This window comes from Xanthomonas sp. JL1 (genome assembly GCF_038405005.1).
The window spans coordinates 1-21,926 of record NZ_JBBYGR010000012.1 but is presented as its reverse complement, the minus strand read 5'-3'; the positions used below and the strand labels follow the sequence as shown (position 1 = coordinate 21,926).

Annotated in this window: 14 protein-coding genes, 2 other RNA genes, 5 pseudogenes and 1 riboswitch; of the genes and pseudogenes, 14 read left to right on the top strand and 7 right to left on the bottom strand. The window is 64.3% G+C overall.

Features of this window, described 5'->3' with window-relative positions:
- Positions 1 to 305: 305 nt before the first annotated feature.
- Both WJW29_RS02950 and WJW29_RS02945 read left to right on the top strand, forming a co-directional pair.
- Positions 306 to 674, top strand: coding sequence for a VOC family protein (locus tag WJW29_RS02950; RefSeq protein WP_011409371.1), 369 nt, complete (start codon positions 306 to 308; stop codon positions 672 to 674).
- 140 nt (positions 675 to 814) lie between these two features.
- A complete protein-coding gene (locus WJW29_RS02945; RefSeq protein WP_011260220.1) occupies positions 815 to 1,762 on the top strand; it encodes a Nudix family hydrolase in 948 nt (315 codons plus the stop codon).
- A gap of 185 nt (positions 1,763 to 1,947) precedes the next feature.
- Here the strand turns inward: WJW29_RS02945 and WJW29_RS02940 are convergent, their stop codons facing one another.
- The 4 genes and pseudogenes from WJW29_RS02940 to WJW29_RS02925 form a co-directional block, all read right to left on the bottom strand.
- Positions 1,948 to 2,535, bottom strand: a complete 588-nt coding sequence (locus WJW29_RS02940; RefSeq protein ID WP_011260218.1) for a hypothetical protein — start codon at positions 2,533 to 2,535, stop codon at positions 1,948 to 1,950.
- A gap of 113 nt (positions 2,536 to 2,648) precedes the next feature.
- Positions 2,649 to 2,725, bottom strand: a non-coding RNA gene (locus WJW29_RS02935) — sX9 sRNA.
- Between the two features lie 182 nt (positions 2,726 to 2,907).
- Entirely contained in the window at positions 2,908 to 3,735 is an 828-nt protein-coding gene (metF, locus tag WJW29_RS02930) for a methylenetetrahydrofolate reductase [NAD(P)H] (protein ID WP_011260216.1), read from the bottom strand.
- 39 nt (positions 3,736 to 3,774) lie between these two features.
- Positions 3,775 to 5,157: pseudogene (locus WJW29_RS02925) on the bottom strand (hypothetical protein).
- Positions 5,158 to 5,647: 490 nt separating this feature from the next.
- Here WJW29_RS02925 and WJW29_RS02920 point away from each other — a divergent pair.
- Together WJW29_RS02920 and WJW29_RS02915 are read left to right on the top strand one after the other, a co-directional pair.
- On the top strand, positions 5,648 to 6,625 hold the full coding sequence (locus WJW29_RS02920) for an NAD(P)H-quinone oxidoreductase (protein ID WP_011260213.1): 978 nt from the start codon (positions 5,648 to 5,650) through the stop codon (positions 6,623 to 6,625).
- A 296-nt stretch (positions 6,626 to 6,921) separates the two neighbouring features.
- Positions 6,922 to 7,452: pseudogene (locus WJW29_RS02915) on the top strand (S8 family serine peptidase); the annotation flags it as partial.
- Positions 7,453 to 7,531: 79 nt separating this feature from the next.
- Here WJW29_RS02915 and WJW29_RS02910 read toward each other — a convergent pair.
- A pseudogene (locus WJW29_RS02910) lies at positions 7,532 to 7,935 on the bottom strand (VOC family protein).
- Between the two features lie 377 nt (positions 7,936 to 8,312).
- Here WJW29_RS02910 and WJW29_RS02905 point away from each other — a divergent pair.
- The 7 genes from WJW29_RS02905 to WJW29_RS02875 all read left to right on the top strand — a co-directional run bounded on the left by WJW29_RS02905 (position 8,313) and on the right by WJW29_RS02875 (position 14,992).
- Positions 8,313 to 9,248 (top strand): Gfo/Idh/MocA family oxidoreductase, encoded by a 936-nt coding sequence (locus WJW29_RS02905; RefSeq protein WP_011409367.1) that lies wholly within the window; start codon positions 8,313 to 8,315, stop codon positions 9,246 to 9,248.
- Between the two features lie 440 nt (positions 9,249 to 9,688).
- A non-coding RNA gene (locus WJW29_RS02900) (sX9 sRNA) lies at positions 9,689 to 9,765 on the top strand.
- Positions 9,766 to 10,583: 818 nt separating this feature from the next.
- The gene (locus WJW29_RS02895; RefSeq protein ID WP_011260209.1) at positions 10,584 to 11,129 is read left to right on the top strand and encodes a DUF2058 domain-containing protein; all 546 of its coding nucleotides are present in this window, start codon (positions 10,584 to 10,586) and stop codon (positions 11,127 to 11,129) included.
- Between the two features lie 228 nt (positions 11,130 to 11,357).
- Positions 11,358 to 11,915 (top strand): DUF3228 family protein, encoded by a 558-nt coding sequence (locus tag WJW29_RS02890; RefSeq protein WP_011409365.1) that lies wholly within the window; start codon positions 11,358 to 11,360, stop codon positions 11,913 to 11,915.
- 150 nt (positions 11,916 to 12,065) lie between these two features.
- Complete coding sequence (locus WJW29_RS02885; RefSeq protein WP_014502013.1) at positions 12,066 to 12,752, top strand: sulfotransferase family protein; 687 nt, start codon at positions 12,066 to 12,068, stop codon at positions 12,750 to 12,752.
- A gap of 490 nt (positions 12,753 to 13,242) precedes the next feature.
- Positions 13,243 to 14,175 carry a sulfotransferase domain-containing protein gene (locus WJW29_RS02880; protein WP_011260206.1) on the top strand — a complete coding sequence of 311 codons (933 nt, stop codon included), beginning with the start codon at positions 13,243 to 13,245 and terminating at the stop codon, positions 14,173 to 14,175.
- Between the two features lie 31 nt (positions 14,176 to 14,206).
- Positions 14,207 to 14,992 carry a class I SAM-dependent methyltransferase gene (locus WJW29_RS02875; RefSeq protein WP_011409363.1) on the top strand — a complete coding sequence of 262 codons (786 nt, stop codon included), beginning with the start codon at positions 14,207 to 14,209 and terminating at the stop codon, positions 14,990 to 14,992.
- A gap of 231 nt (positions 14,993 to 15,223) precedes the next feature.
- Here WJW29_RS02875 and ahcY read toward each other — a convergent pair whose 3' ends face one another.
- The gene (gene ahcY / locus WJW29_RS02870) at positions 15,224 to 16,666 is read right to left on the bottom strand and encodes an adenosylhomocysteinase (RefSeq protein WP_011260204.1); all 1,443 of its coding nucleotides are present in this window, start codon (positions 16,664 to 16,666) and stop codon (positions 15,224 to 15,226) included.
- A gap of 32 nt (positions 16,667 to 16,698) precedes the next feature.
- Positions 16,699 to 16,814, bottom strand: a riboswitch (S-adenosyl-L-homocysteine riboswitch).
- A gap of 252 nt (positions 16,815 to 17,066) precedes the next feature.
- On the opposite strand from ahcY, the pseudogene WJW29_RS02865 reads away from it, so the two are divergent.
- The 3 genes and pseudogenes from WJW29_RS02865 to WJW29_RS02855 all read left to right on the top strand — a co-directional run.
- Positions 17,067 to 17,390, top strand: a pseudogene (locus tag WJW29_RS02865) (prolyl oligopeptidase family serine peptidase); the annotation flags it as partial.
- Between the two features lie 328 nt (positions 17,391 to 17,718).
- Positions 17,719 to 20,433: a phosphoenolpyruvate carboxylase gene (ppc, locus tag WJW29_RS02860; RefSeq protein ID WP_011260202.1), complete on the top strand. Its 2,715-nt coding sequence runs from the start codon at positions 17,719 to 17,721 to the stop codon at positions 20,431 to 20,433.
- Positions 20,434 to 20,570: 137 nt separating this feature from the next.
- A complete protein-coding gene (locus WJW29_RS02855) occupies positions 20,571 to 21,128 on the top strand; it encodes a TetR/AcrR family transcriptional regulator (RefSeq protein WP_042465739.1) in 558 nt (185 codons plus the stop codon).
- Between the two features lie 514 nt (positions 21,129 to 21,642).
- Here WJW29_RS02855 and WJW29_RS02850 read toward each other — a convergent pair.
- Positions 21,643 to 21,926, bottom strand: a pseudogene (locus WJW29_RS02850) (IS701 family transposase); the annotation flags it as partial.

Below are 21,926 nucleotides of genomic sequence, written 5' to 3'. Positions count from 1 at the left end.
GGAAATTGTCTGAAAAGCGGGAGTTGAATGTTGGAGGTTGGGTGCAAGGCCCTGCCTGCTGATCTCGCTTGCGTTGGGCCAAGTTCCTGCTAAGAGTGTCGCTGGTCGAGTCGGTCGGCATTCGTTGGGACACCACGACATCAACGCTGGGAGCGCGCGTTCAAGGCGCCTATTCCAGTGAGCGTGAGCTGCAGCTACGCAGTCGTAGATTCTTGATGCGTTACCTGTGCCGCCGTGCATCGCGCTGCTGCGTCTGTGCGATTGCGGGGCGTATGCTCATTGCACGTCCTGCTTGGAGTGCGGTCATGTCGCAGCTGTCCAGCCAACAACTGAAGGTCTTCGTGCCTGCGCGCGATTACGCAGTGTCGCAGCGGTTCTATCGCGCGCTGGGATTCGTGCAGGAAGACGAGGTGGGCAATGTGACCTGTTTCCGGCATGGCGCGCAGTGCGCGTTCTTGCTGCAGGATTTTTACGTGCGCGAGTTGGCCGAGAACCTGATGCTGCATCTGTGGGTGGACGATGCCGACGCTTGGTGGCAGCACGTGCACGACATTGGTTTGGATGCGCAGTTCGGTGCGAGCGTCAGCGCTCCGGAAGACCGGCCGTGGGGCGCGCGCGATTTCACCTTGCACGATCCCAGCGGCGTGCTGTGGCGAATCGGGCAGCCGTTGTGAAGCCGGGATTGGGGGATTCGTGATGCGGGATTGGCTAACGCCTGTAGTGCACCAGCTGTTACCAATCCCTACTCACGAATCACGAATCCCAGCCCTCAAGCGATTGCGCTGAACCGCTCACTCGCGGCACTCTTGCGTCCATGCCTGATTCTCTTCGATCCATTCACGTCGTTGCCGGCGTGATCACCGACCCCCGCGGGCGCATCTTGCTGACCCGTCGTACAGAAACCCGCGACATGCCTGGCCTGTGGGAATTCCCGGGTGGCAAGCGTGAGCCCGGCGAAACGTCCGAACAAGCGCTGGTGCGCGAGCTCAACGAAGAGCTTGGCATCGAGGCGCAGGTCGGGGACTGGCTCATGGATGTGCCGCAGCTGTATCCGGACAAGCGGCTGCGTCTGGAAGTGCGTCACATCACCGCCTGGAAAGGCAGCCCACGTGGGCGCGAAGGCCAGGCCATGACCTGGGTGGCGGCAGACAAGCTGGCGCGCTATTCGATGCCGCCGGCCGATGTGCCGGTGGTGGGTGCGCTGCGCCAGCCCGACCATTACCTGATCACCCCCGAACCGGAGGACGACGCACGCTGGCTGGAAGGCCTGGAGCGCGCATTGCAGAATGGGATCACGCGGATCCAGCTGCGCGCGCGACAGACAGCACCTGCGCAGTGGCAGGCGCTGCTGCAGCAGGTCATGCGCTTACGTGGACGCACCCGCGCGCAGCTGCTGCTCAATCGCGATATCGCGCTGGCTGCGGAACTGGGGGTCGGCGTGCATCTGGGGTCGGAGCAGTTGGCCGGTCTGCAGGAACGCCCGCTGCCCGCAGAACAGCTGGTGGCTGCTTCCTGTCATGGCTTGGACGACTTGCGCCACGCGCAACGGATCGGCTGCGACTTCGCGGTGTTGGGGCCGGTGCAGGCCACCGCATCGCACCCGGGCGCCACACCTCTCGGATGGGGCGGTTTCGAAACCTTGCGTGAACAGGTCTCGCTGCCGATCTACGCGCTTGGCGGCATGCAGATTGAAGATGTGCGCGAGGCGCGCTCGCATGGTGCGCAGGGCATTGCGGCGATCCGCTCGCTTTGGCCGCAATAACCGCACCGACGCTGGTGGTGTTCGGCGGTTTGCCGGGCGTTGGTAAGCGTTCAATCGCTTCGTTATTAGGGCCGTGCGTACAACGCAGCGAGCAGCGGTCAGGCGGAGGTGTACTGCCTGGACAAGCCGGAAGGTCCGAGTGATGGATGCCGCTTCTGAGCCCCGTCCGCGCGCGCCACATGGCGCTAAAACGTCACCCAGAAGCAGTTGTATTGCCTGCGCAGCCGCAGCACGCTACGCGCGGGCGTGCCGCTGGCCAGGTTCTGTTCCAGCTGCAAGCCCCAGGGACGCGGGCGGCTGGGCGGGGTGGGAAGTGGGGCATCGATGGCGCTGCCATCCAGCGACGGCGTCGGTGCGGTGGCTTCGGTGTCCCAGGTCGGGGTGTCGCTTTGTGGATACATCGGCACGATATCCAGCAATGGACGCTGCACGATGGCCTCCAGCCTGCTCAGTACCTGATTGGCGGTGGCATCGGATTGCCCGCTCCACAGATACAGGCTGGACAGGCGGTTGACATCGCGGCTGTCGACCGCCGATTGCAGCAACGACACCAGTTCGCTCAGCCGCCGCGGGCAGCCGTAGCGATACAGGCCGTAATTGCCCTGCGTGCTGATGGCGGGCGGCGGGCGGCTGGCCGCGCTAACGTCGTCGCAGCGCCGGTCGGTGAACATGGTCTGCCCGTCCGGCGAGACGCAGCGATGGATTTCCTGCGCCTGCACACGCGCGGCGGGACAGATGCAGAGCAATAACAACAGGGGCAGAAGACGAGGCATCAGGGCAGCTTAGCCGGACGCGTGTGAGCTGGCGATACAGGTGCGCGCTGGGGCGGGTGCGATGACTGCCTGTCGTTCCATCACCGTCGTCAGCCCGCGTGCAGATCAAGAGCGACTAACACAACGTCGCGAGCAGCTGCCAGGTGGGCGCGGACGGCGCGCTCAGACCCGCAGTGGACGCGTGGTCCATGCCGATTCCGAGCACCGGCCGCGCCCACCTGGCAGCTGCGCAGTCGTTGCGTTGGCCGCTCTAAGACTTACGCCGTGGTGCGCGACGTACTGTGCTGTGGGGAAGGGCCAGCGCCAGCGCACTGCGTGCACGATACGCGCTTCGAAGCGCACGTTGAAACGCGCGCAATGCGAAGCCCGCACTCAGCGCCCAAGCAGCTGCAACACCTGCGTGGTCGGTTTGGCCAGATTGAGCGTGTAGAAGTGCAATGCCGGCGCGCCGCCAGCAATCAGGCGCTCGCACAAGGCCGCCACGACGTCTGCGCCGAATGCGCGCACTGCGTCGGCGTCGTCGGCGTAGGACTGCATCTTCTTGCCGATCCAGCGCGGAATCTCCGCACCGCACTGTTCGGAAAAGCGCCGCAGCTGCGAGAAGTTGGAGATCGGCATGATGCCGGGAATGATCGGCACCTCCACACCCATGCGCTGTACCGCGTCGCGGAAATGAAAGTACGCATCGGCGTTGTAGAAATACTGCGTAATCGCCGCATCGGCGCCGGCGTCGACCTTGGCCTTGAAATAGCGCAGGTCGCTGAGCGCGTCGGTTGCCTGCGGATGGGTCTCCGGATAAGCGCCGACCTCGATCCGGAACGCGTCGCCGTGCTCGGCGCGGATGAAGGCGATGAGGTCAGAGGCATAACGCAGGTCGCCCGGATGGCCCATGCCCGAGGGCAGGTCGCCACGCAGCGCGACGATGCGGGTGCAACCGATCGCCCGGTACAGCTTGAGCAGTTCGCGGATCTCCTGCCGGCTGCCGCCGACGCAGGACAGATGCGGCGCCGCTTCGAAGCCATGTTTCTGCTTGAGATGGCGCACCGTTTCGGAGGTGTAGCTGAGCGTCGAGCCGCCGGCGCCGAAGGTGCACGACACATACTCCGGGGCGTAGCCCTTCAACCTGGCTGCGGTGCGGTCCAGTTGCGCGCGCTGATCATCGGTCTTGGGCGGGTAAAATTCGAAACTGAGATGCGTCATCGCGGCGGGTCCGGCGGATCGTGCGGAAATAATATCGCTTCATCGCGATGAATGCATATTTGGTTGCGGCGGTTCCGATGCGCCTTGTCGCGGGGCGGGTGAGGGCGGCAGCATGCGGAATGGCAGGTTGGCATGGCCGGCGCGGCCGTCGTCATCGCCTGCCTCCACAAATAAACGGTAATTGCCTGGCGGTGGTGCGATCAGGCGCACCTCCTCGCCCGTACCAGGTGCGCGGGTGCGATCACCGGCCACGCGGTTCGGCGCAATGGCGACATCGACCAGCGGCGGCAACGTCTCCGGGTCGCCGCCGCTACTGCGGGCGGTACTTTCGATGCGCACCTGCCAGGTGTCGCGCAAGACGGATGCGCCACTGGCGTGAATGCTCGCGGTCACGGCTTGGCCCGGGCGAAGACTCACGCTATCGGTCACGCGCTGGCCAGCCAGCGTGAGCGCCGACACCGCTGGCGCCCGCGTGGCCGGCCACTGCCCGGTCCACAGCAGTTGCAATGTGTCCACGCTGGGCGTGACGTCGCCCGGAGGCAGGACCAGGCCATACCAGGTAGGCGTGCGCTCCTGCTGGTCGCCCTACAGGAACACGAACGCTCCCAGTCCCTGGCGGGTGTTGCTGGCGATGTGGCTGCGGTAGCGCTGTTGCAGCAACAGGGCCTTGTGCGTGCGGTCGTCTTTGATCGGCACGCCCCACGTGGTGGCCGGCGATTCCCGATGCCCGGTAGGGCCCCATTCGGTGACCACGTAGGCGCCGCGCCACTCGCTATCGCGCAGTTTCTGCGGCAGCGCTGCAATATCGCCAGAAAGCTGCACGGCAACCAGGTCCGGTGCCGGCGCGCGCGTCTTGAGCTGGTCTATCAGGTGTTTGTCGAAGCCGGCCAGCGTGGTGGTGACCGGATGGTCCGGATCGATGGCATGGATCGCCTCGGCGATTTCGCCGACCGCGTTCCAGACCTTGGGATTGCTGTCATCCAGATTGAGCGCGTTGCCGACCACCCACAGCAACACCGCCGGATGCGCCGCCGATTGCCGCACCTGCGCAAGGATGTGCTGCAGTTGCTGCTTCACCGCGGCGGCATCGTCGTAATCGAAGCCATGCCGCTGGTTGCCGACCTCGATGCCGACTGCCACTTTCAAACCGTTACGCTGCGCGCGATCGAGCAGGGCGCGTTGGCGTTGCGGATCAGCGTCCACGTGCAAGGTGCGGAATGCGTTACCGCCACGTGCGGCCAGCGTCTCCATGCTGCCATTGCCCAGACCGGCGGCCTTGATCACGAACGGGGCGCCATCCACCAACAGGCGATAGCCGTCTGCTCCCTGCGCAATTGGGACCTGCGCTGCACGGACATGCATGCTTGCGGACAGTGCGAGTAGGCAGATGACGGTGATGCGCACACTCCACGGCAACTGCATGGCGACTCCTTGTGGCTCGCAATACGCCAGCATGGGGCGGGACACCGTGGTGCGGGCGAAGGCGCAGCATCTGCCTGATGGGGGCTGCTTGCGGGCAATGGCATCTCGGTGTGAGGAGATGTTGCAGCACGCCTGCATGACCGTTCCACGCGTGCCGTCGAGACCCGGCGAACAACTTTCCGCGATGTGTTGTTGGCGGCGCTCGATTCGACGAAGGCGATGTTGATAGCGTTCGTATCTCGGGCGCTTGGTGTCGCTGCAGCCAGCCGATCGTTCGCGTGAATCTTCGCGATGCCGTCGACGATAACCGCTCGTCCATTTGCCCATGATCTCGTTCGCACACGCTGCAGCACTGCGATGCAGTTCCACGAAACCGCATCGCTTGCCTATCGCTGCTGCGGTAGCACCTGCAAGTAAACATGGGATGCATCTGCGCCAAGCGTTGACGTCTGCACGCCTACACTGGGCGCACCTTCCACGGAGCGTCTTCATGAGCGATACCACGATGACCGCCATCGCCATCCGCGATGGCAAGGGCGACGCCGACGCGCTGTACGCCACCGAGCAACCGCGCCCGCGTCCTGCAGCGGGCCAGGTGCTGATGCGCGTGAACGCCGCCGGTATCAATCGCCCCGATCTGCTGCAACGCGCCGGGCACTACCCGCCGCCGCCTGGCGCACCGGAAACGTTGGGGTTGGAAATCGCCGGCGAGATCGTGGAGCCGGCTGGTCGCTGGAAAGTCGGCGAGCGCGTGTGCGCACTGCTGGGCGGCGGCGGCTATGCGCAATACGCCGCCGTCGATGCGCGTCACGTGCTGCCGATTCCTGCCGGCATGGATCTGGTGCACGCCGCGGCGCTGCCGGAAACCATCTTCACCGCCTACGCCAATCTATTCGAACACGGTCGGCTCGCAGCAGGCGAATGGCTGTTGTTGCACGGTGCGACCTCGGGCATTGGCGTCACGGCGATCCAGATGGCCAAGGCGGCAGGTGCGCATGTGCTGGCGACCGCACGCTCGGCCAGCAAGGCCGCACAGGCGCGCGCGTTGGGTGCCGATGTGGCGATCGATTCCACCAGCGAATCGTTTGTCGAGGTGGCCAAGGCGCATGGCGGTATAGACGTCGCGCTCGACATGGTGGGCGCTGCAGTATTCGCCGACACCCTGGAAGCGCTCAATCAACGCGGACGTATCGTCTACATCGCCTCGCAGGCCGGCGCCACCATCGAACTGCCGATTCCGGTGCTGATGCGCAAGCAGGCGGTCATCACCGGCTCGACGCTACGCCCACGCACTGCGGATGAAAAGGCGCGCCTGGCGGCGGAAGTGGAGCGGGTTGTGTGGCCGTGGATCGCCGAAGGCAAGCTGCGGGTGTTGGTCGACAAGCGCTTTCCGCTGGCCGAGGCTGCCGCGGCCCATCGCTACCTGGAGCAGGGGAGCCACCTGGGCAAGATCGTGCTGGAGATATAGGCACACCGGCGCATCCGGTGCCGGACCGGGCGGACCCGCCGCCGGTTCGCTGGCGTGGACGCGCGCAGCCTTCGGTGTGTAGCCGTCGGGGCACGGCAAAACGCTGTAGATCTTGAGAGACAAATGTTGGTGGGATCGTTTGCCAAGCACCCGCTTCGCATTGTTGTGCCTGAAACTTATACCGCCTCGTGAAGACTCCGCAGCCTCTTCACTCACACCAACCGGCGGTAAACGAAATGATGACGCGCTCTTTCTGCCAGGCCGTACTTGCCTCCGCCATCGCGTTGGGCTTGGCCGGGGCCACCGAACTGTTGACCCAGGTCGGCAAACCCGGCAGCTACGCCTCCGAGCGCGTCTGGAACGCCGGTGTCGGCCGTCAGCTCAGCCAGGGTGGCGTCAGCAAGATCGCTTACGCGCCACAATGGCAGCGTACCTTGCTGCCTGGGCAGACGGCGTCCGGCTACCGTGCAGTACCCGATGTCAGCTTCAATGGCGCGTTCTATAGCAGTGCGCAGATTCGCGGCACCGATGCGCAGGGCAACGAGGCTCCGTGGTATGTGTGGGGCACCAGTGCCGCCACCCCGACCTTCGCCGGCTATATCGCCCGGCTGTTGCAGTCGCATCCCGATCTGGGCTTCGTCGCGCCGCAGATCTATCAGTACGCGAGCCAGCGCAACGACGCGCAGCGCGCCCATGACGTCGTGGTGGGCACCAACGGTCTCTATCGCGATGGCTATAACGCCAGCTTGGGCTGGGACTTCGCGTCGGGTTGGGGCAGCATGAACATCGGCGACTTCGACCGCTTCCTGACGCAGGCATCGCCATGAGTGTCAATGCGCATGGCGAGCTCGCTGTCGCTGCGGCCTAAGACACTGACATTCCAACGTTGCGTAGCGGCGGTGCTGGTTACCGAGGCGGCGAGCGGTCGACCACCGCGTCGATGTGGTGACCGTCCGGATCGATGACGAACGCGGCGTGATCATCATCGCCATAATCCGGTCGCAAGCCGGGTGCGCCATTGCAGCGACCGCCGTGCTGTAGCGCGTCTCGGTGAAAAGCGTCCACGGCGGATGTGTCGGTTGCGGCAAACGCCAGATGGAATCCGGCCCCCGGCGCACATTGCGTTGCCTGGCGTTGTTTCAACGCCAGGCAATTTTCGCCACCGGGCCTGCCTAGCCGACCGCCTGGTCGAGCGTGCCTGACTCCAGATCGGACCACACCCGCACATAGCCAAGCGCACCCGGCGCTGCGTCGCAAAATGCGGCGGATATCTCGATCGTACGAACGCCCAGCGAAACGTGATGCAACATCGGTGCAGCCTTGGAGGGCGACGGCACATCGGCGTGCCGGCAGCGATGCTGGTCTGCATGCGCGCCGGCGTCAATCGCATGCTGCAAAAGAGGCGCCTGGCGTGTGGTCGAGCGCCGCCAATTCCGACTGCCGCGCCGACAACGTCTGCAGCCGTCGCGCATTGCCTTCGTGGTGCAACTGAGCAGGCCCGATACGCAGCCGCTGGCACGCAGGTATAGCAAAACAAGCAGAAGCGATGTCTCGCACTGGGCTGCACGCTGAACGTACACTGCGCCGTCGCGTGCGCTCTCCGCATCGCGCCGCTGCAGCAATGGTCAGGCAGTGTGCGTGCAGCCGTTCGCATCGGTGGCCGCCTCCTATCAGCACGAAGGTTTCGATGAAGCATCCAGACGCATTGCGCATTGCCCTTGTCGGGATCGGCAAGATCGCCCGCGATCAGCACGTGCCCACCATCGCTGCGCGCGATGATGTGCAGTTGGTGGCCACCGTGAGCCGGCATGGCACGGTCGATGGTGTGCCGGCCTACCACTCACTGGAAGAAGCCTTCGCCGCACAGCCGGAGATCGAGGCGGTGGCCTTGTGCACGCCACCGGTCGGGCGGCACGCCTTGGCGCAGACCGCGTTGGCCGCTGGCCGCCATGTATTTCTGGAAAAACCGCCAGCCGCCACGCTTGCCGAAATTCATGACCTACAAGACGTGGCGCAGCGTGCGCAACGCAGCCTGTTCACCAGCTGGCATTCGCGCTGCGCCGCCGGTGTGGCGCCTGCCCGCGCGTGGTTGGCCGACAAGCAACTCGTGCGCGCGCACATCACCTGGAAGGAAGACATTCGCCACTGGCATCCGGGCCAGGACTGGATTCTAGAACCCGGCGGTATGGGCGTGTTCGACCCTGGCATCAATGCGCTGTCCATTGCGACCCATCTGCTGCCGCGCAGCTTCGCGCTGCGCGAAGCCGAGTTGCACACGCCGGACAACCGGCAGGCGCCGCTGTATGCCCGCCTTGCGTTTGTCGATACCGCAGGCGTCCCGGTGACGGCCGAATTCGACTTACTGCAGAGCGGCAAACAACGCTGGGATATCGAAGTGGAGACCACCGCGGGCATCCTCATGCTCAGTGAAGGCGGGGCCACGTTGAGCATCGATGGGCAGGCCCAGGTAGTGCCCGCGTCGAGCGAATACGAAGGTTTGTACCGGCGCTTCGTGCAGTTGGTGCGCGCCGGTCAATCGGAAGTGGATGTCGCACCGTTTGTGCATGTGGCCGATGCGTTCATGCTTGGTGCGCGCAAGGTCGCCGCACCGTTCGCGTGGTAAGTGGGTGCACCTGCTTGGCTGAACGTTGAATGCTGCAGGCTGCATGCCGGAAGTTCTGCCGCCAGCGGCCATATCTTCGACAGTGGCGTTAGGCGCGCTTGTATTGGCGTGCCGTTGCCAGTTGTATCTCATCGGACTGTCGCGCGTGTTGCGGTACGTAGCGCGTTGAATGCTGCGAGTGGCCGCAGTCCATCGGTGCGAGCGAGCACGCGCTACACGCGACGCCATCCTGTCGCAGTCAATCAGCGCCAGCCAATAGGGAAAAAAGCCCCCGCACGCGCGTTCGTATCGGGGGGCATGTGTTGATCAGCGTGCGGCGTTGCATTGGGATGTCGCAAGCTGCGCTGCAATTCACCGTTCAAACGACCGGAGGACTAAGAGCGGCTAACAAAACGACTGCGCTCACCGCCAGGCGGGCGTGCCCGGTACTCGGAACCGGCATGTACCACGCGTCCACTGCGGTTCTGAGCGCGCCGTCCGCGCCCGCCTGACAGCTGCTCGCTACGTTGTGTTAGCCGCTCTACGACGCAGCGATAAACCTGGCGAAGCTCATCGTCTGCATGCAGCGTGTGCAACTTGACCAGTGGCATCTCGATACGTTCTTCGGTGTAGTAGGTGGGCTGCTTCGCGCGACTGCTGGCATCGCGCTCGGCGCCTTTCCACTTGTCGTAGCCCTTGTTCGGCAGCGCCAGTGTCATGGTCTCATCGCTCACGCGCTCCACCCGCACCACGCCGTAAGCGTGTCCGCCATACGCAGCGGGCGCCATGGTCTGCAGGTCGACGGTAGACAGGTCGCCTTGGGCGGGCTGTGCAAGCCAAACGGCATCGCGCTTGGAGGTCTGCGAAGAACTGTAGGCGCCGAATATCACCAACATCGCAATCAGGCCGAGCAGCACCAGTCCACCGAAGCGTCGGTAAGCCGGAATGGGCGGCTTGCCGCGGCTGGCCTCGAAGGTCTTGGTGTCCAGCGCAGTGGTGTGGTTACAGCCGTCGCACACCCGCAGGGACTGCTTCTTGGTGACCCAGCTGAAGAGGCACCACAGGTGCGCGTAGCGATAACGCAGCACGTGGTGAAAGCTGCGCTGTTGTGCGCATTGGTCGCAAGGCGCGCTGTCGGCTGCGCCCAGCGCAATCACGTCGCCGCCTGATCCCCAGATGAGCATCATTCGGCCTTGAACTGGTTGGAAGTGGCGGACGATAAGGGCAGCGCCGCTGCTTGGGCAGATGCCTGACCACGGCTCCGACAAACGGCGATGCCAGCGGTCTGACCAGGCCGCGACGGGCGATGGCGCCAGCCGCGTTAAACTAGCGGCCAGTCCACTGCCTGGCCTCCCGATGCGCAATCCATTGCAAGAACAGCTGCTTAAGGCCGGCTTGGTGAAAAAAGCCCAGGTGGACAAGGTTGCGCGCGAACAGGTCAAGCAGCGCCATGCCAAGGGCGCGGCGGTGCCGCCGGCAGATGTGGACAAGGTCGATGCGGCACGCTTGCAGGCCGAGCGTGCTGAGCGCGATCGCGCACTGGCCGAAGAACGCAACGTGCAGGTGCGCCGGCAGGAAGTGCTGGCCCAGGTGCGGCAGATCGTGGAGACCAACAAGGTCAAGCGTGAAGGCGAGATCGACTACCGCTTCAACGATGGCAGTGTCATCCGCAGCGTGCTGGTGAACCCCACGCTGCGCAGCCAGTTGGCCAGCGGCGCGCTGGTGATCGTGCGTCACGGCGATGGCTTCGAGCTGATTCCGCGCGCGGCGGCCGACAAGGTCTATAGCCGCGATGCCGATACCGTTGTGCTTGATCACGGGCGCAACAGCGCGCCGGCCGCGGCCGATAGCGATGACGACTACTACAGCCAGTTCAAGGTGCCGGACGATCTGATCTGGTAGCGCTGACGGGCTACTGCAGATACGGATCTCCCCGCACCGTGTTCGCGTCATCGCGACGTGGTGCGCCCCTGCACGTTAGCGGCGAGCATTCTGCGACTGCCGAACATCGATTCCGCATACCTGTTCGTGCCTGCTTGCCCGCCGCGCATTGGCTGAGGTGTCGCGCAACGTCGTCGCAGCCCAGCCTGCGCGCTACCCTGACGCTCTTTGTCGCCGCGCAGCCCGCTTATGTCGATCGTCCTGACCCAGTTCGCCCGCACCCGCCTGTTCCCGCGCGATGGCCGTCGCAATGCCATCCAGGACTGCACGCCCGAGCAGTTCATCCAGCGGCTCAACGAGGAGACACCGCTTCGCGTGATCGAGGGCTACGCGCCGTTTTGCCAGCTGCATGTGCATCGCAACTGGACCTCCACCCGCTGCCTCACTGTCCCCATCACCGATGACAACCGGCACCTGCTGCGTTCCGGCTACGAGGCGCGCAGTTCGCAGGAATTGCCCGTGCTGGTGCGTTGGTTCGAAGGTGTCGAGCCACCGGTGGCCGCCTATCTGCTGCCCATCCTCTACAGCCGCGATCAGCTGGCCAAGGAAGGCACGCCCATCGAGTCAGACTGGGGTGTGGTCGGTTGTCTCTACACCGCAGAGCCGGACGAAATTCCGATGGCACCGATCACCATGTTGCGCAATGCCTTGGGCGTGGAAGAGGGCGGCTCGGGCACGCCGCTGGACCGCGATGCCTATCGGCGTAGCGTTGCGTTCTGGGAGCGCAATGCCAATTGGCGTGGGTGAGTGTGTCGCTCCGGTTCGCGTTGTTGTCCGCCAATTAAATTGCGCGTGGCATGTGTAGTTGCCGCATCCATCCTGACTGCCCGTGCTGGGACGTACGCCATCGCTGCGTGCTACGTTGCCGCCCTGCGTGTAATGGATCAGAGAATCGCCATGTCGTTACAAGTGCTTGGTGCTGGCCTAGGCAGAACCGGGACGCTGTCGCTGAAGTTCGCGCTGGAACATTTGGGATTTGGACCCTGTTATCACGCCACCGAGGTCGCCGCGAACATGCGTACGGCACTGCCGCTGTGGAATGCCGCCGAACGCGGTGCTGCAGACTGGTCGGCCATCTTCGCCGGCTACCGTTCGAGTACCGACCATCCTGGTTGCTATTACTGGCGGCAATTGATTGAGGTATATCCGCAGGCCAAGGTCGTCCTGACAGTGCGCGATCCCGACAGCTGGTTCGAGTCGGTGACCCAGACCATCCTGATGCCGGGCAGAAAGAGCACCTTCGTCGGCCCCGAAGGCGAGACATTCAGTACTTTCTTGAAACAACAGATGGGTGGGCGCAGTCAGGACCGCGCCTTCATGGTGGACTACTTCAACCGCTGGAATCAGGCAGTGATCGATACGGTGCCAGCCGATCGGCTGCTGGTATTTTCGGCTCGGCAAGGCTGGGCGCCGCTATGCAGCTTCCTCGGCGTACCGGTGCCGCACAAGCCCTACCCACACTTGCACGCACGGCCGCGGCTGCGTTGGTTTACGCGCGGCTTGCGTCTGCCGGACGACGTTGCCGCACGCGAGCGACATGTGCGCGAATATCTGGAGTACCTGCGCGAAGATCTGTTCGGATAAACGCACATTGCGTGGCTTATTCTGCGACAAATGCCCGGCAATTTACTTTAAAAATAAAGTAATAGCCATACTGTTGATTGGCCATATGACTATTGCTAACCTAAATAAGGCGAATGTCAGAGCTCGCCATTTCTGAAAATTCCAGAAGAGGTGCGTGTGATGAAAACTGCCAAAGCCATGCTGTTACTCGTGTCTTCGAAGATTCTAAAAATGTTTGGTCCGCGCAAGGTAGCGTATATCTACACGCAGTAACTGCAATGTCAGGGCGGGCTTTGCCGGATGGCCCGCATGCACGCGCATCGTCGGCGACGGCGATGCGCGTTGCCGCAAGTCACTGATGTGCTGCAAGTGCAGTGTGCAGTGTGCGGCAGACGTTATGCCGTCGTGCCGGGACTTGGAGCCAGGCGCGGATGCGGATCATGCGGTTGCGAAGTGTTCACGCGTGCATATCCGATGAGCCCGATGCGATGACAACCGACAGGACGCCGATGTGGGCATGCCCTCCAAGCAGCGCGAATATTCCAATCGCTTTTTCGACTCGACAGTCTGGAACGACTTCGCCTTTCGCGACGACGATGTCGTCATCGCCAGCTATGCCAAGGCAGGGACGACCTGGGTGCAGCAGATCGTCGCGCAACTGATCTTCGGCGGCGCCGAGGAGATCGAGGTCTCGCGGCTGTCGCCCTGGTTCGACTCGGTGTATCCGGACAAGGCCACCAAACAGCGGCTGCTCGCCGAGCAACGCCATCGCCGCTTCGTGAAAACCCATCTGCCCGCCGATGCGCTGGTGCTATCCGAACGCGCCCGCTATCTCTACGTCGGCCGCGATGCGCGCGACATCGTCTGGAGCCTGTACGACCATCAGCGGGCAGTCAGCGCGGATGCGCAGGCGCGTCTGGATGCGGAGCCGTCCAGTAACGGTAAATTGAGGGTGATGCCGCCGCCCACGTGCTCGGTCGAGGACTATTTCCAGACCTGGATGCGTGCGGACGGTGCGCCGCTGTGGCCGTTCTGGGAGGGCGTGCGTTCCTGGTGGGCGCTGCGCGATTACGACAACGTGCTGCTGGTGCATTACGCCGCGTTGCTGCATGACCTGCCTGCGCAAGTGCGGCGCATTGCCGCATTCCTGGATATCCCGCTGGATGCCCCGTGCTGCGAGCGCGTGCTGGCGCACTGCAGTCTGGACTACATGCGCGCGCATGCGGCGCGCTACGTTCCACAGGGCGCCGGTTTCTGGCGCGACGGCGGCCGAGCCTTCTTCAATCAAGGTCTCAATGGACGGTGGCGCGACCGACTGGCACCGGCAGTCGATGCGGCCTATCGGCAGCATGTTGTCGCCGAGCTGGGCGCCGAGTGCGCGCGTTGGCTCGCCACCGGCGATGTTGCGTCGGCGGCGCATGCGACGACCGGGAGGGTTGCTTAGGGTGGCCAGCGACTCTTTCGCGGAGAACGGTATGGGTGGATCGTCGGCGCACGCCTACGATCAGGTGTCGCAGTACTACGATCGCCTGAGGGACCACTACTGGGCCGTTGCCAGTGCAGCGCAGTGTGCGCAGGCATTGGCGGCGATGGTCGGCAGCGGCACGGCGCTGGAGTTGGGGGTCGGCACCGGCCGCATTGCGCTGCCGCTGGCAGCTGGCGGCGCGACAGTCTGCGGCATCGACAACTCGCCTGGCATGTTGGACATGCTGCGTGCAAAGCCCGGTGCGGAGCGACTGACCCTGGTCTGCGACGATTTCGTCGATGTCCCGGTCGCCGGGCCATTCGACCTGATCTATTCGGTGTACTCGCTCGGCTATCTGTTGACGCAGGATGCGCAGTTGCGTTGCCTGCGCGCCGTGCGCGAGCGCCTGGCAACGTCCGGCGTGTTCGTCCTGCAGACGATGGTGCCGCAGGCGGAGACGTTGCTGGCGGACGGCAAGGTGAGGTTGTTGGAGGCGCCGGCCCTGGACGATGGCGACGTGCCGGTGATGCTGATGTGCTCCAGCGCCGATCCGGCCCAGCAGCTGATACAGCAGCGCATCGTGATGATCGGGGAGTCGGCGACCCGCGTCTTCAAAGATCGCTATCGCTACCTCTGGCCTTCCGAGCTGGATCTGATGGCACGGATCGCCGGCTTGCGCTTGCGGGCCAGATGGGGCGACTGGAGCGGGCAGCCCTTTACCGCGCGCAGCCGTAGCCAGATTTCCGTGTATGAGCCTGCCGCGATGGATGCAGACGAGGCGAGCGCACGCGGCTGACGGTGCCATCGGCGAAGATCGGCCAACGGCGGCTGCAGCAAGTGCCACCGTGTTGGTGGCCTTGGCCACCGGGCGGTCTGCCACTTTCAGCCGACCACAGCGCAGGCGACGCGTAGCGCGATGCGTGCGCAGATTCAAGATTCGACTTCTCAACAATGGACGCCTTAATGCACAACGGGCGCCTTGGGGCGCCCGTTGATTCACACTGTCGAGGGCGCGCGCGCCCACGTCTCAGTAGCGGTAATGATCCGGCTTGTACGGGCCAGCCACGTCCACGCCGAGGTAGTCGGCCTGGTCCTTGGTGAGGGTGGTCAGCTTCACGCCGATCTTTTCCAGGTGCAGACGCGCAACTTCTTCATCCAGGTGCTTGGGTAGGATGTAGACCTTCTTCTCGTAGGTGTCGCGCTTTTCCCACAGGTCGATCTGAGCCAGGGTCTGGTTGGCGAACGAGTTTGACATCACGAAGCTCGGGTGGCCGGTGGCGCAGCCCAGGTTCACCAGGCGGCCATCGGCCAGCAGGAAGATCGCGTTGCCGTTGGGGAACACGTACTTGTCCACCTGCGGCTTGATGTTGATCTTCTGCACGTCCTTCAGCGCCTTGAGCGCATCGACCTGGATCTCGTTGTCGAAGTGGCCGATGTTGCAGACGATGGCCTGGTCCTTCATCGCCTGCAGGTGCTCGACGGTGATGATGTCCTTATTGCCGGTAGTGGTGACATAGATGTCGGCACGGCCCAGGGTGGATTCGATGGTGTTGACTTCGAAGCCTTCCATCGATGCCTGCAGGGCGCAGATCGGGTCGATCTCGGTGACCACCACGCGGGCGCCATAGGCACGCAGCGAGGCGGCGCTGCCTTTGCCCACGTCGCCGTAGCCGCAGACCACGGCGACCTTGCCGGCCAGCATCACGTCCATGGCGCGCTTGAGGCCATCGGCCAGCGACTCGCGGCAACCATAGAGGTTGTCGAACTTGCTCTTGGTGACCGAGTCGTTGACGTTGATGGCCGGAATCAGCAGCTTGCCGGCTTCGGCGATCTGATACAGGCGGTGCACGCCGGTGGTGGTCTCTTCGGAGACGCCCTTCCAGTCCTTGACCACGCGGGCCCAATAACCCGGGCGCTCGACGGCCACGCGCTTCAGCAGTGCCTTGATGACGCTCTCTTCGTGCGAGGAGGCCGGCTCGTCGACCCAGGTGCTGCCGTTTTCGAGCTCATAGCCCTTGTGGATCAGCAGGGTGACGTCGCCGCCGTCGTCCACCACCAGCTCCGGGCCGGTGAGGGTGCCGTCGGGCAGGGTGAAGGTCAGCGCGTCCAGGGTGCAGTCCCAGTATTCTTCCAGCGTCTCGCCCTTCCAGGCGAACACGGGGGTGCCGGTGGCGGCGATCGCCGCGGCAGCGTGGTCCTGGGTGGAGAAGATGTTGCACGAGGCCCAGCGCACATTGGCGCCGATGTCCTTGAGCGTTTCGATCAGCACCGCGGTCTGGATGGTCATGTGCAGCGAGCCGGTGATGCGTACGTCCTTCAGCGGCGTGGTCTGCGCATGCTTGCGACGGATCGACATCAGGCCCGGCATTTCATGCTCGGCGATGTCCAGCTCCTTGCGGCCCCAATCGGCCAGGGAGATATCGGCAATCTTGTAATCGGCGTGCGGGGTAATCTTTGTGACAGCGTTCATGCAATGGCTCCGGTAGGCAGACGCAATGTCTGCAGTTCCGGGCGCCGTTGAACGGTGAATGCTGGTCGAGCCTGGCCGTGTGTCTCCGCACATGTGGTGCGGGATGGCGGATCAGTCCGCCCTAACGGTCGCAGCGCCCCTCGACGAGAGCGTTGAGTATATCGGCAGCACCCCCGTCGGGCATTAATTGCTGCCCACGCCCTGCCAACGGCAGGGGAGCGGCCGGCGGGCGGCTGCTATGGTCGCAGGTCGATCATCGGCGGGGACGGACGATGCAACAAGCACGGCATGCGCAAGGCGCGCGGCGACGCACATGGGCATTCGGCGCGACGGTCGCGCAACCCGCTCCCGCGGCAGACAGCGGCTATCGGCTTCCGTCCAAGGCGCTGCAGGCGATGGTGCCGACACCGCCAGCCAGGTCACCGACTCGCCGTGTCGCTTCAATGCCATCAGCTACTGGGACCGGCAGGCATTCCTGGCGATCGGCTACGTGGTGCTCGACACCTCGACCATGCCGATCGTGGGCGAAGGCGATGCCGAACCCAACGACACCGACGTGCCGCAGCTGATCGCCGATGCGCAGGCCGCAGTGGATGAGGTGGTGCGGCGTGGCGTCACCGACCGCGCGCGCATCGCCATCGGCGGGCATTCCTATGGCGCCTTCATGACCGCCAACCTGCTCGCGCGCACACGTCTGTTCAAGGCCGGCATCGCGCGCAGCGGAATGTCGGCGATCCCGCGCAGGCTGCTGTGCCGGCCAAGCGTTGATCGTCGTCGCAAGCAATGCGTTGCGAACGCAACTCGGATCGTCGCATCGCACATAGGAGCGCACCCGGGCGCGATCGGGCTTTATCGGTGAAGCTCCATCGCGCCCGGGTGCGCTCCTGGCGCATTGCGTGCCGGTGCAGGGCGACGGATTCCACTGGCACGCGAACGGGCGTGGCGCTTGGTGCAAGATGGTTCGCTCTGAAACAGTCTTGTGCGTCGCAACACTCTAATCCTTTTGGGTTAGTCTTCGACGACTTTGCGCTTGAAGAGGGTGTGCGTTTCCGATGAACGAGTACCGCAGCAGTCTTGTGTTCGCTACCCCCGATCTTCCCTTGCGCGACGATGTGCGTCGGCTCGGTGCACTGGTGGGTGATCTGCTCGCCGAGCAGGTGTCTGCGGAATTCCTCGATGAAATCGAACGCGTGCGCACCACCGCCATCTCGCGGCGCGAAAGCGATGCCCCGCCCTCCACGTTGAGCGAACAACTCACCGGGCGCGAGCCGCGTGATGCCGAAGCGCTGGTGCGCGCCTTCAGTACCTATTTCCAGGTCGTCAATATCGCCGAGCGCGTGCACCGCATCCGCCGCCGCCGCGAGTACCAGCGCAGCGGGACCGACACGCCGCAGCCGGATGGCCTGCACGACGCATTGCGTCGGCTCAAGGCGCAGGGCGTGACGCTGGACGAACTCAGCCAGTGGTTGCCGCGCATCGATGTGGAGCCGGTGTTCACCGCGCATCCCACCGAGGCGGTGCGCCGCGCGCTGCTGGAAAAAGAGCAGCTGATGGTCGCCAGCCTGGTCGACAACCTGGACGGCATGCGCACGCCCAATGAGCGCACCAGCGATGCGGCACGTTTCCGCATGGCGTTGACCGCATCGTGGCAGACCGCCGATTCCTCGCCGGTGCGCCCCACCGTGGGCGACGAGCGCGAGCATGTGGGCTTCTATCTCACCCAGGTGCTCTACCGCGTCATCCCGGTGATGTACGAAACCCTCGAACACGCCATCGAAGAAACCTATGGCAGCGTGCCAGCCCTGCCGCGCCTGCTGCGTTTCGGCACCTGGGTGGGCGGCGACATGGACGGCAATCCCAATGTGGATGCCAACACCATCGCCGGCACCCTGGATGCACAACGGCGCGCGGTGCTGGACCGCTATCAAAAGGAACTCTGGCAGCTGGCCAGCCTGCTCAGTCAATCGACCACGCTGGTGCAGGTGAGCCCGGAACTCATGACGCAGCTGGAACGCTATCGCGCGCTGCTGCCCGACGCCGCGGCACGGTCGCGTCCACGTCACGGCGACATGCCGTACCGCCTGCTCAACGACCTGATGCGCGCCCGCCTGCAGGCCACACTGGACGACGCCGACGGCGCCTATACCGCCCCTTCTGAACTCGAAGACGATCTGCAGTTGATCCTGGACAGCCTGCAGGCCAACAAGGGCCTGCACGCCGGTTGGTTCGCCGTGCGGCGTCTGCTGTGGCGTGTGCGCAGTTTCGGTTTCCATCTGGCGCGGCTGGACGTGCGCCAGGAATCGAGCGTGCATGCGCGCGCGGTGGCCGATGCCTTGGGCCAGACCGACTGGGACGCGCAGGACGCAACCCGGCGCGCCGCCGTGCTCGGCCCGTATGCCTGCGGGCAAGAAGCCTTGCCGCGCGTGCAGGATGAAGGCAATGCGCGGCTGGACGCGGTATTCGCCGCGCTCGCCGATGCACGCACGCGCCACGGTGCCGATGCACTGGGCAGCTACATCATTTCGATGGCGCACAACCGCGCCGACGTGCTCACTGTGCTGGCGCTGGCGCGCCGCGGCGGATTGGTCGACGCCGCCGGCGCCGTGCCGCTAGATATCGTGCCGCTGTTCGAAACCGTGGACGACCTGCGCGGCGGCACCGGCACGGTGCAGGACCTGCTGGCCGACCCGGTATATCGCCAGCATCTGGCCGCGCGCGGCGATACGCAGATGGTGATGTTGGGGTATTCGGATAGCGGCAAGGACGGCGGCATCGCCGCCTCGCGCTGGGGGCTGCAGCGTGCGCAGGTGGAACTGCTGGAAGCCGCTGCCGATCTGGGCGTGCGGCTGACCTTCTTCCACGGCCGTGGCGGTTCGATCGCGCGCGGTGGCGGCAAGACCAGCCGCGCGCTGGACGCCGCCCCGCGCGGCAGCGTCGATGGCCGCCTGCGCGTCACCGAGCAGGGCGAGGTGATCCACCGCAAGTACGGCATCCGTGCATTGGCCTTGCGCTCGCTGGAGCAGATGACCGGCGCGGTGTTGCTTTCGAGCCTGCGCCCGCGTGCGCCCGAGCCGCGCGAGGCGCGCTGGCGCCCGGTGATGGATCTGGTGGCCGAACGCAGCACCGTCGCGTATCGCGCCTTCGTCGCCGCGCCGGAGTTCATGCAGTACTTCCGCCTGGCCACGCCGATCGATGTGATCGAACGCATGACGCTGGGCTCGCGGCCCTCGCGGCGGCTGGGGCAGGACGCGGCGTTGTCCAACCTGCGTGCGATTCCGTGGGTGTTCGCCTGGAGCCAGGCACGTGCGGTGATTCCCGGCTGGTACGGCGTGGGCAGCGGCCTGCAGGCGGCGGTGGATGCCGGGCATGAAGACAGCCTGCGCGAAATGGCGCAGGACTGGCCGTTCTTCCGCACCTTTCTGGACGATGTCGCCATGGTGCTGTCCAAGGGCGATCTGAATATCGCCGAGTTGTTTTCGCGCTTGTCCGGCGACTTGCACACGCGGTTTTTCCCGCTGATTCGCGACGAACTGGCCTTGACCAAGGGCTGGGTCAAGGCACTGCTGCAGCAGCAGTCGCTGTTGCAGCACGACCCGCGGCTGGCGTTGTCGATCCGCCTGCGCAACCCGTACATCGACCCGATCAGCGTGCTGCAGGTAGACCTGCTGCAGCGCTGGCGCGCTACCGATGGCGAAGACGAAGCGCTGCTGCGCGCGCTGGTGGCCTGCGTCAACGGCGTCTCGCAAGGTTTGCAGAACACTGGTTGAGCGAGCCGCGCGCTGCGGGGCCGAGTGGCGGGCAATTCCACCGCAAAGCAACGGCGACCATGCGGTTGGTCGGCGAGGGCGCGCAACCGGCAAGCGGGCTCTGGCATTGCCGGACAAATCTGTCCGATAATGCCGGCATGACGACGTCCCGCCCCGATGCCGCGCTGCGCCGCCGGCAGATTCTCGATGCCGCTGACGAAGTATTCAGCGAACACGGCGTCAATGCGCCGCTGGAACTGGTGGTGGAGCGCGCCGGCCTCGGCCGCGCCACCCTGTACCGCAATTTCCCCGACCGGCTCGCGCTGATGACGGCGTTGATGGCGCGTGGGCTGGATGGTCTGGAGCGCATGGCCGCCGACTTGGCCGACCGCCCCGAGGGGCTAGCGATCCTGCTGCACAACGTGGCTGAGCACATCGCACAGTCCGCCCCGCTGGTCGATTTCTGGCGCTCGATCGGACGCGCGCACCCGGCAGTGGACGCAGCGGATCGGCGTGCGGTCAGCATCTTTCTACCGCTCGTCCATCGCGCCAGCGATGCCGGATTGTGCCGGGCCGATGTCGACGAGGAGCACGTGTTGCTGGTGATCGACATGTTGGGCAGTTGCCTGCGCGGCAACAACGAAGCCGAGCGCAAGCGGCTTGCGCATCGCTCGGCCGATCTGCTGATGCATGCGCTGGGCATGCAGGTGTCTTGAGACCGCACGTGATGACACGCGCCACACGTGTCCGCATGGGTGTTGAGCGTTTTGCTAACGCCACTACCAGTCGGTGAATTTCAAGATGTTATTGAGCCTCACCAAGTGAACTTCGTGTCCAAGTAGTGTATTCCAGAAATCCTGACGACTTTCCTTTTGTCCTGCTCCGTCCCACTCGACCACACGGATTTTTGATGGGCCTCGCGCACTTAAAAGTGAGTTGAGATGTCTATCGCATCCCGAGTAACCAACAAGCACGGCTGATTCGGATTCTTCCAGTGCTTTCGCAAAATGCTCCCAATAACAGGTAAGCAACCGCGACGCGGCAATCACCGTCTCCTTGTGCTTCACATGGGTCAGTACGATATGGGAGCCTGTAATGTCTTGATCAGTGCCGAGTTCTGCCTGCGGAAGTTTTATTACTTTCTTATTTCTACTGTGTTACTAAATCCGAATCCGTTGATACGGTGAGACCCCGCAACACGGGCAGTGTGGGAGGCTTCTGGCGATCAGCCTAGCCAGTCCGAAGGCCAGCGTGGCAATCGAGTTGGGATGGTGACGTTGCATTGGGGCCAGACCCGCGCGGGCGGACACTTTTGGATACTGCAGGCATCTTGAATGCGACGGAGTTTTTTTTACTGCGCAGGCGCTCGCGCATCAAGAACCCGTATGCGGCGATGCACAGACTGGCGTGATGGTGAAAACCACGCCAGTTACGCCCTTCATAGTGATGCAGGCCCAACTCCGACTTCAGCTCCTGATAATCGCGTTCAATCCGCCATCGGCCTTGTGCCGTGG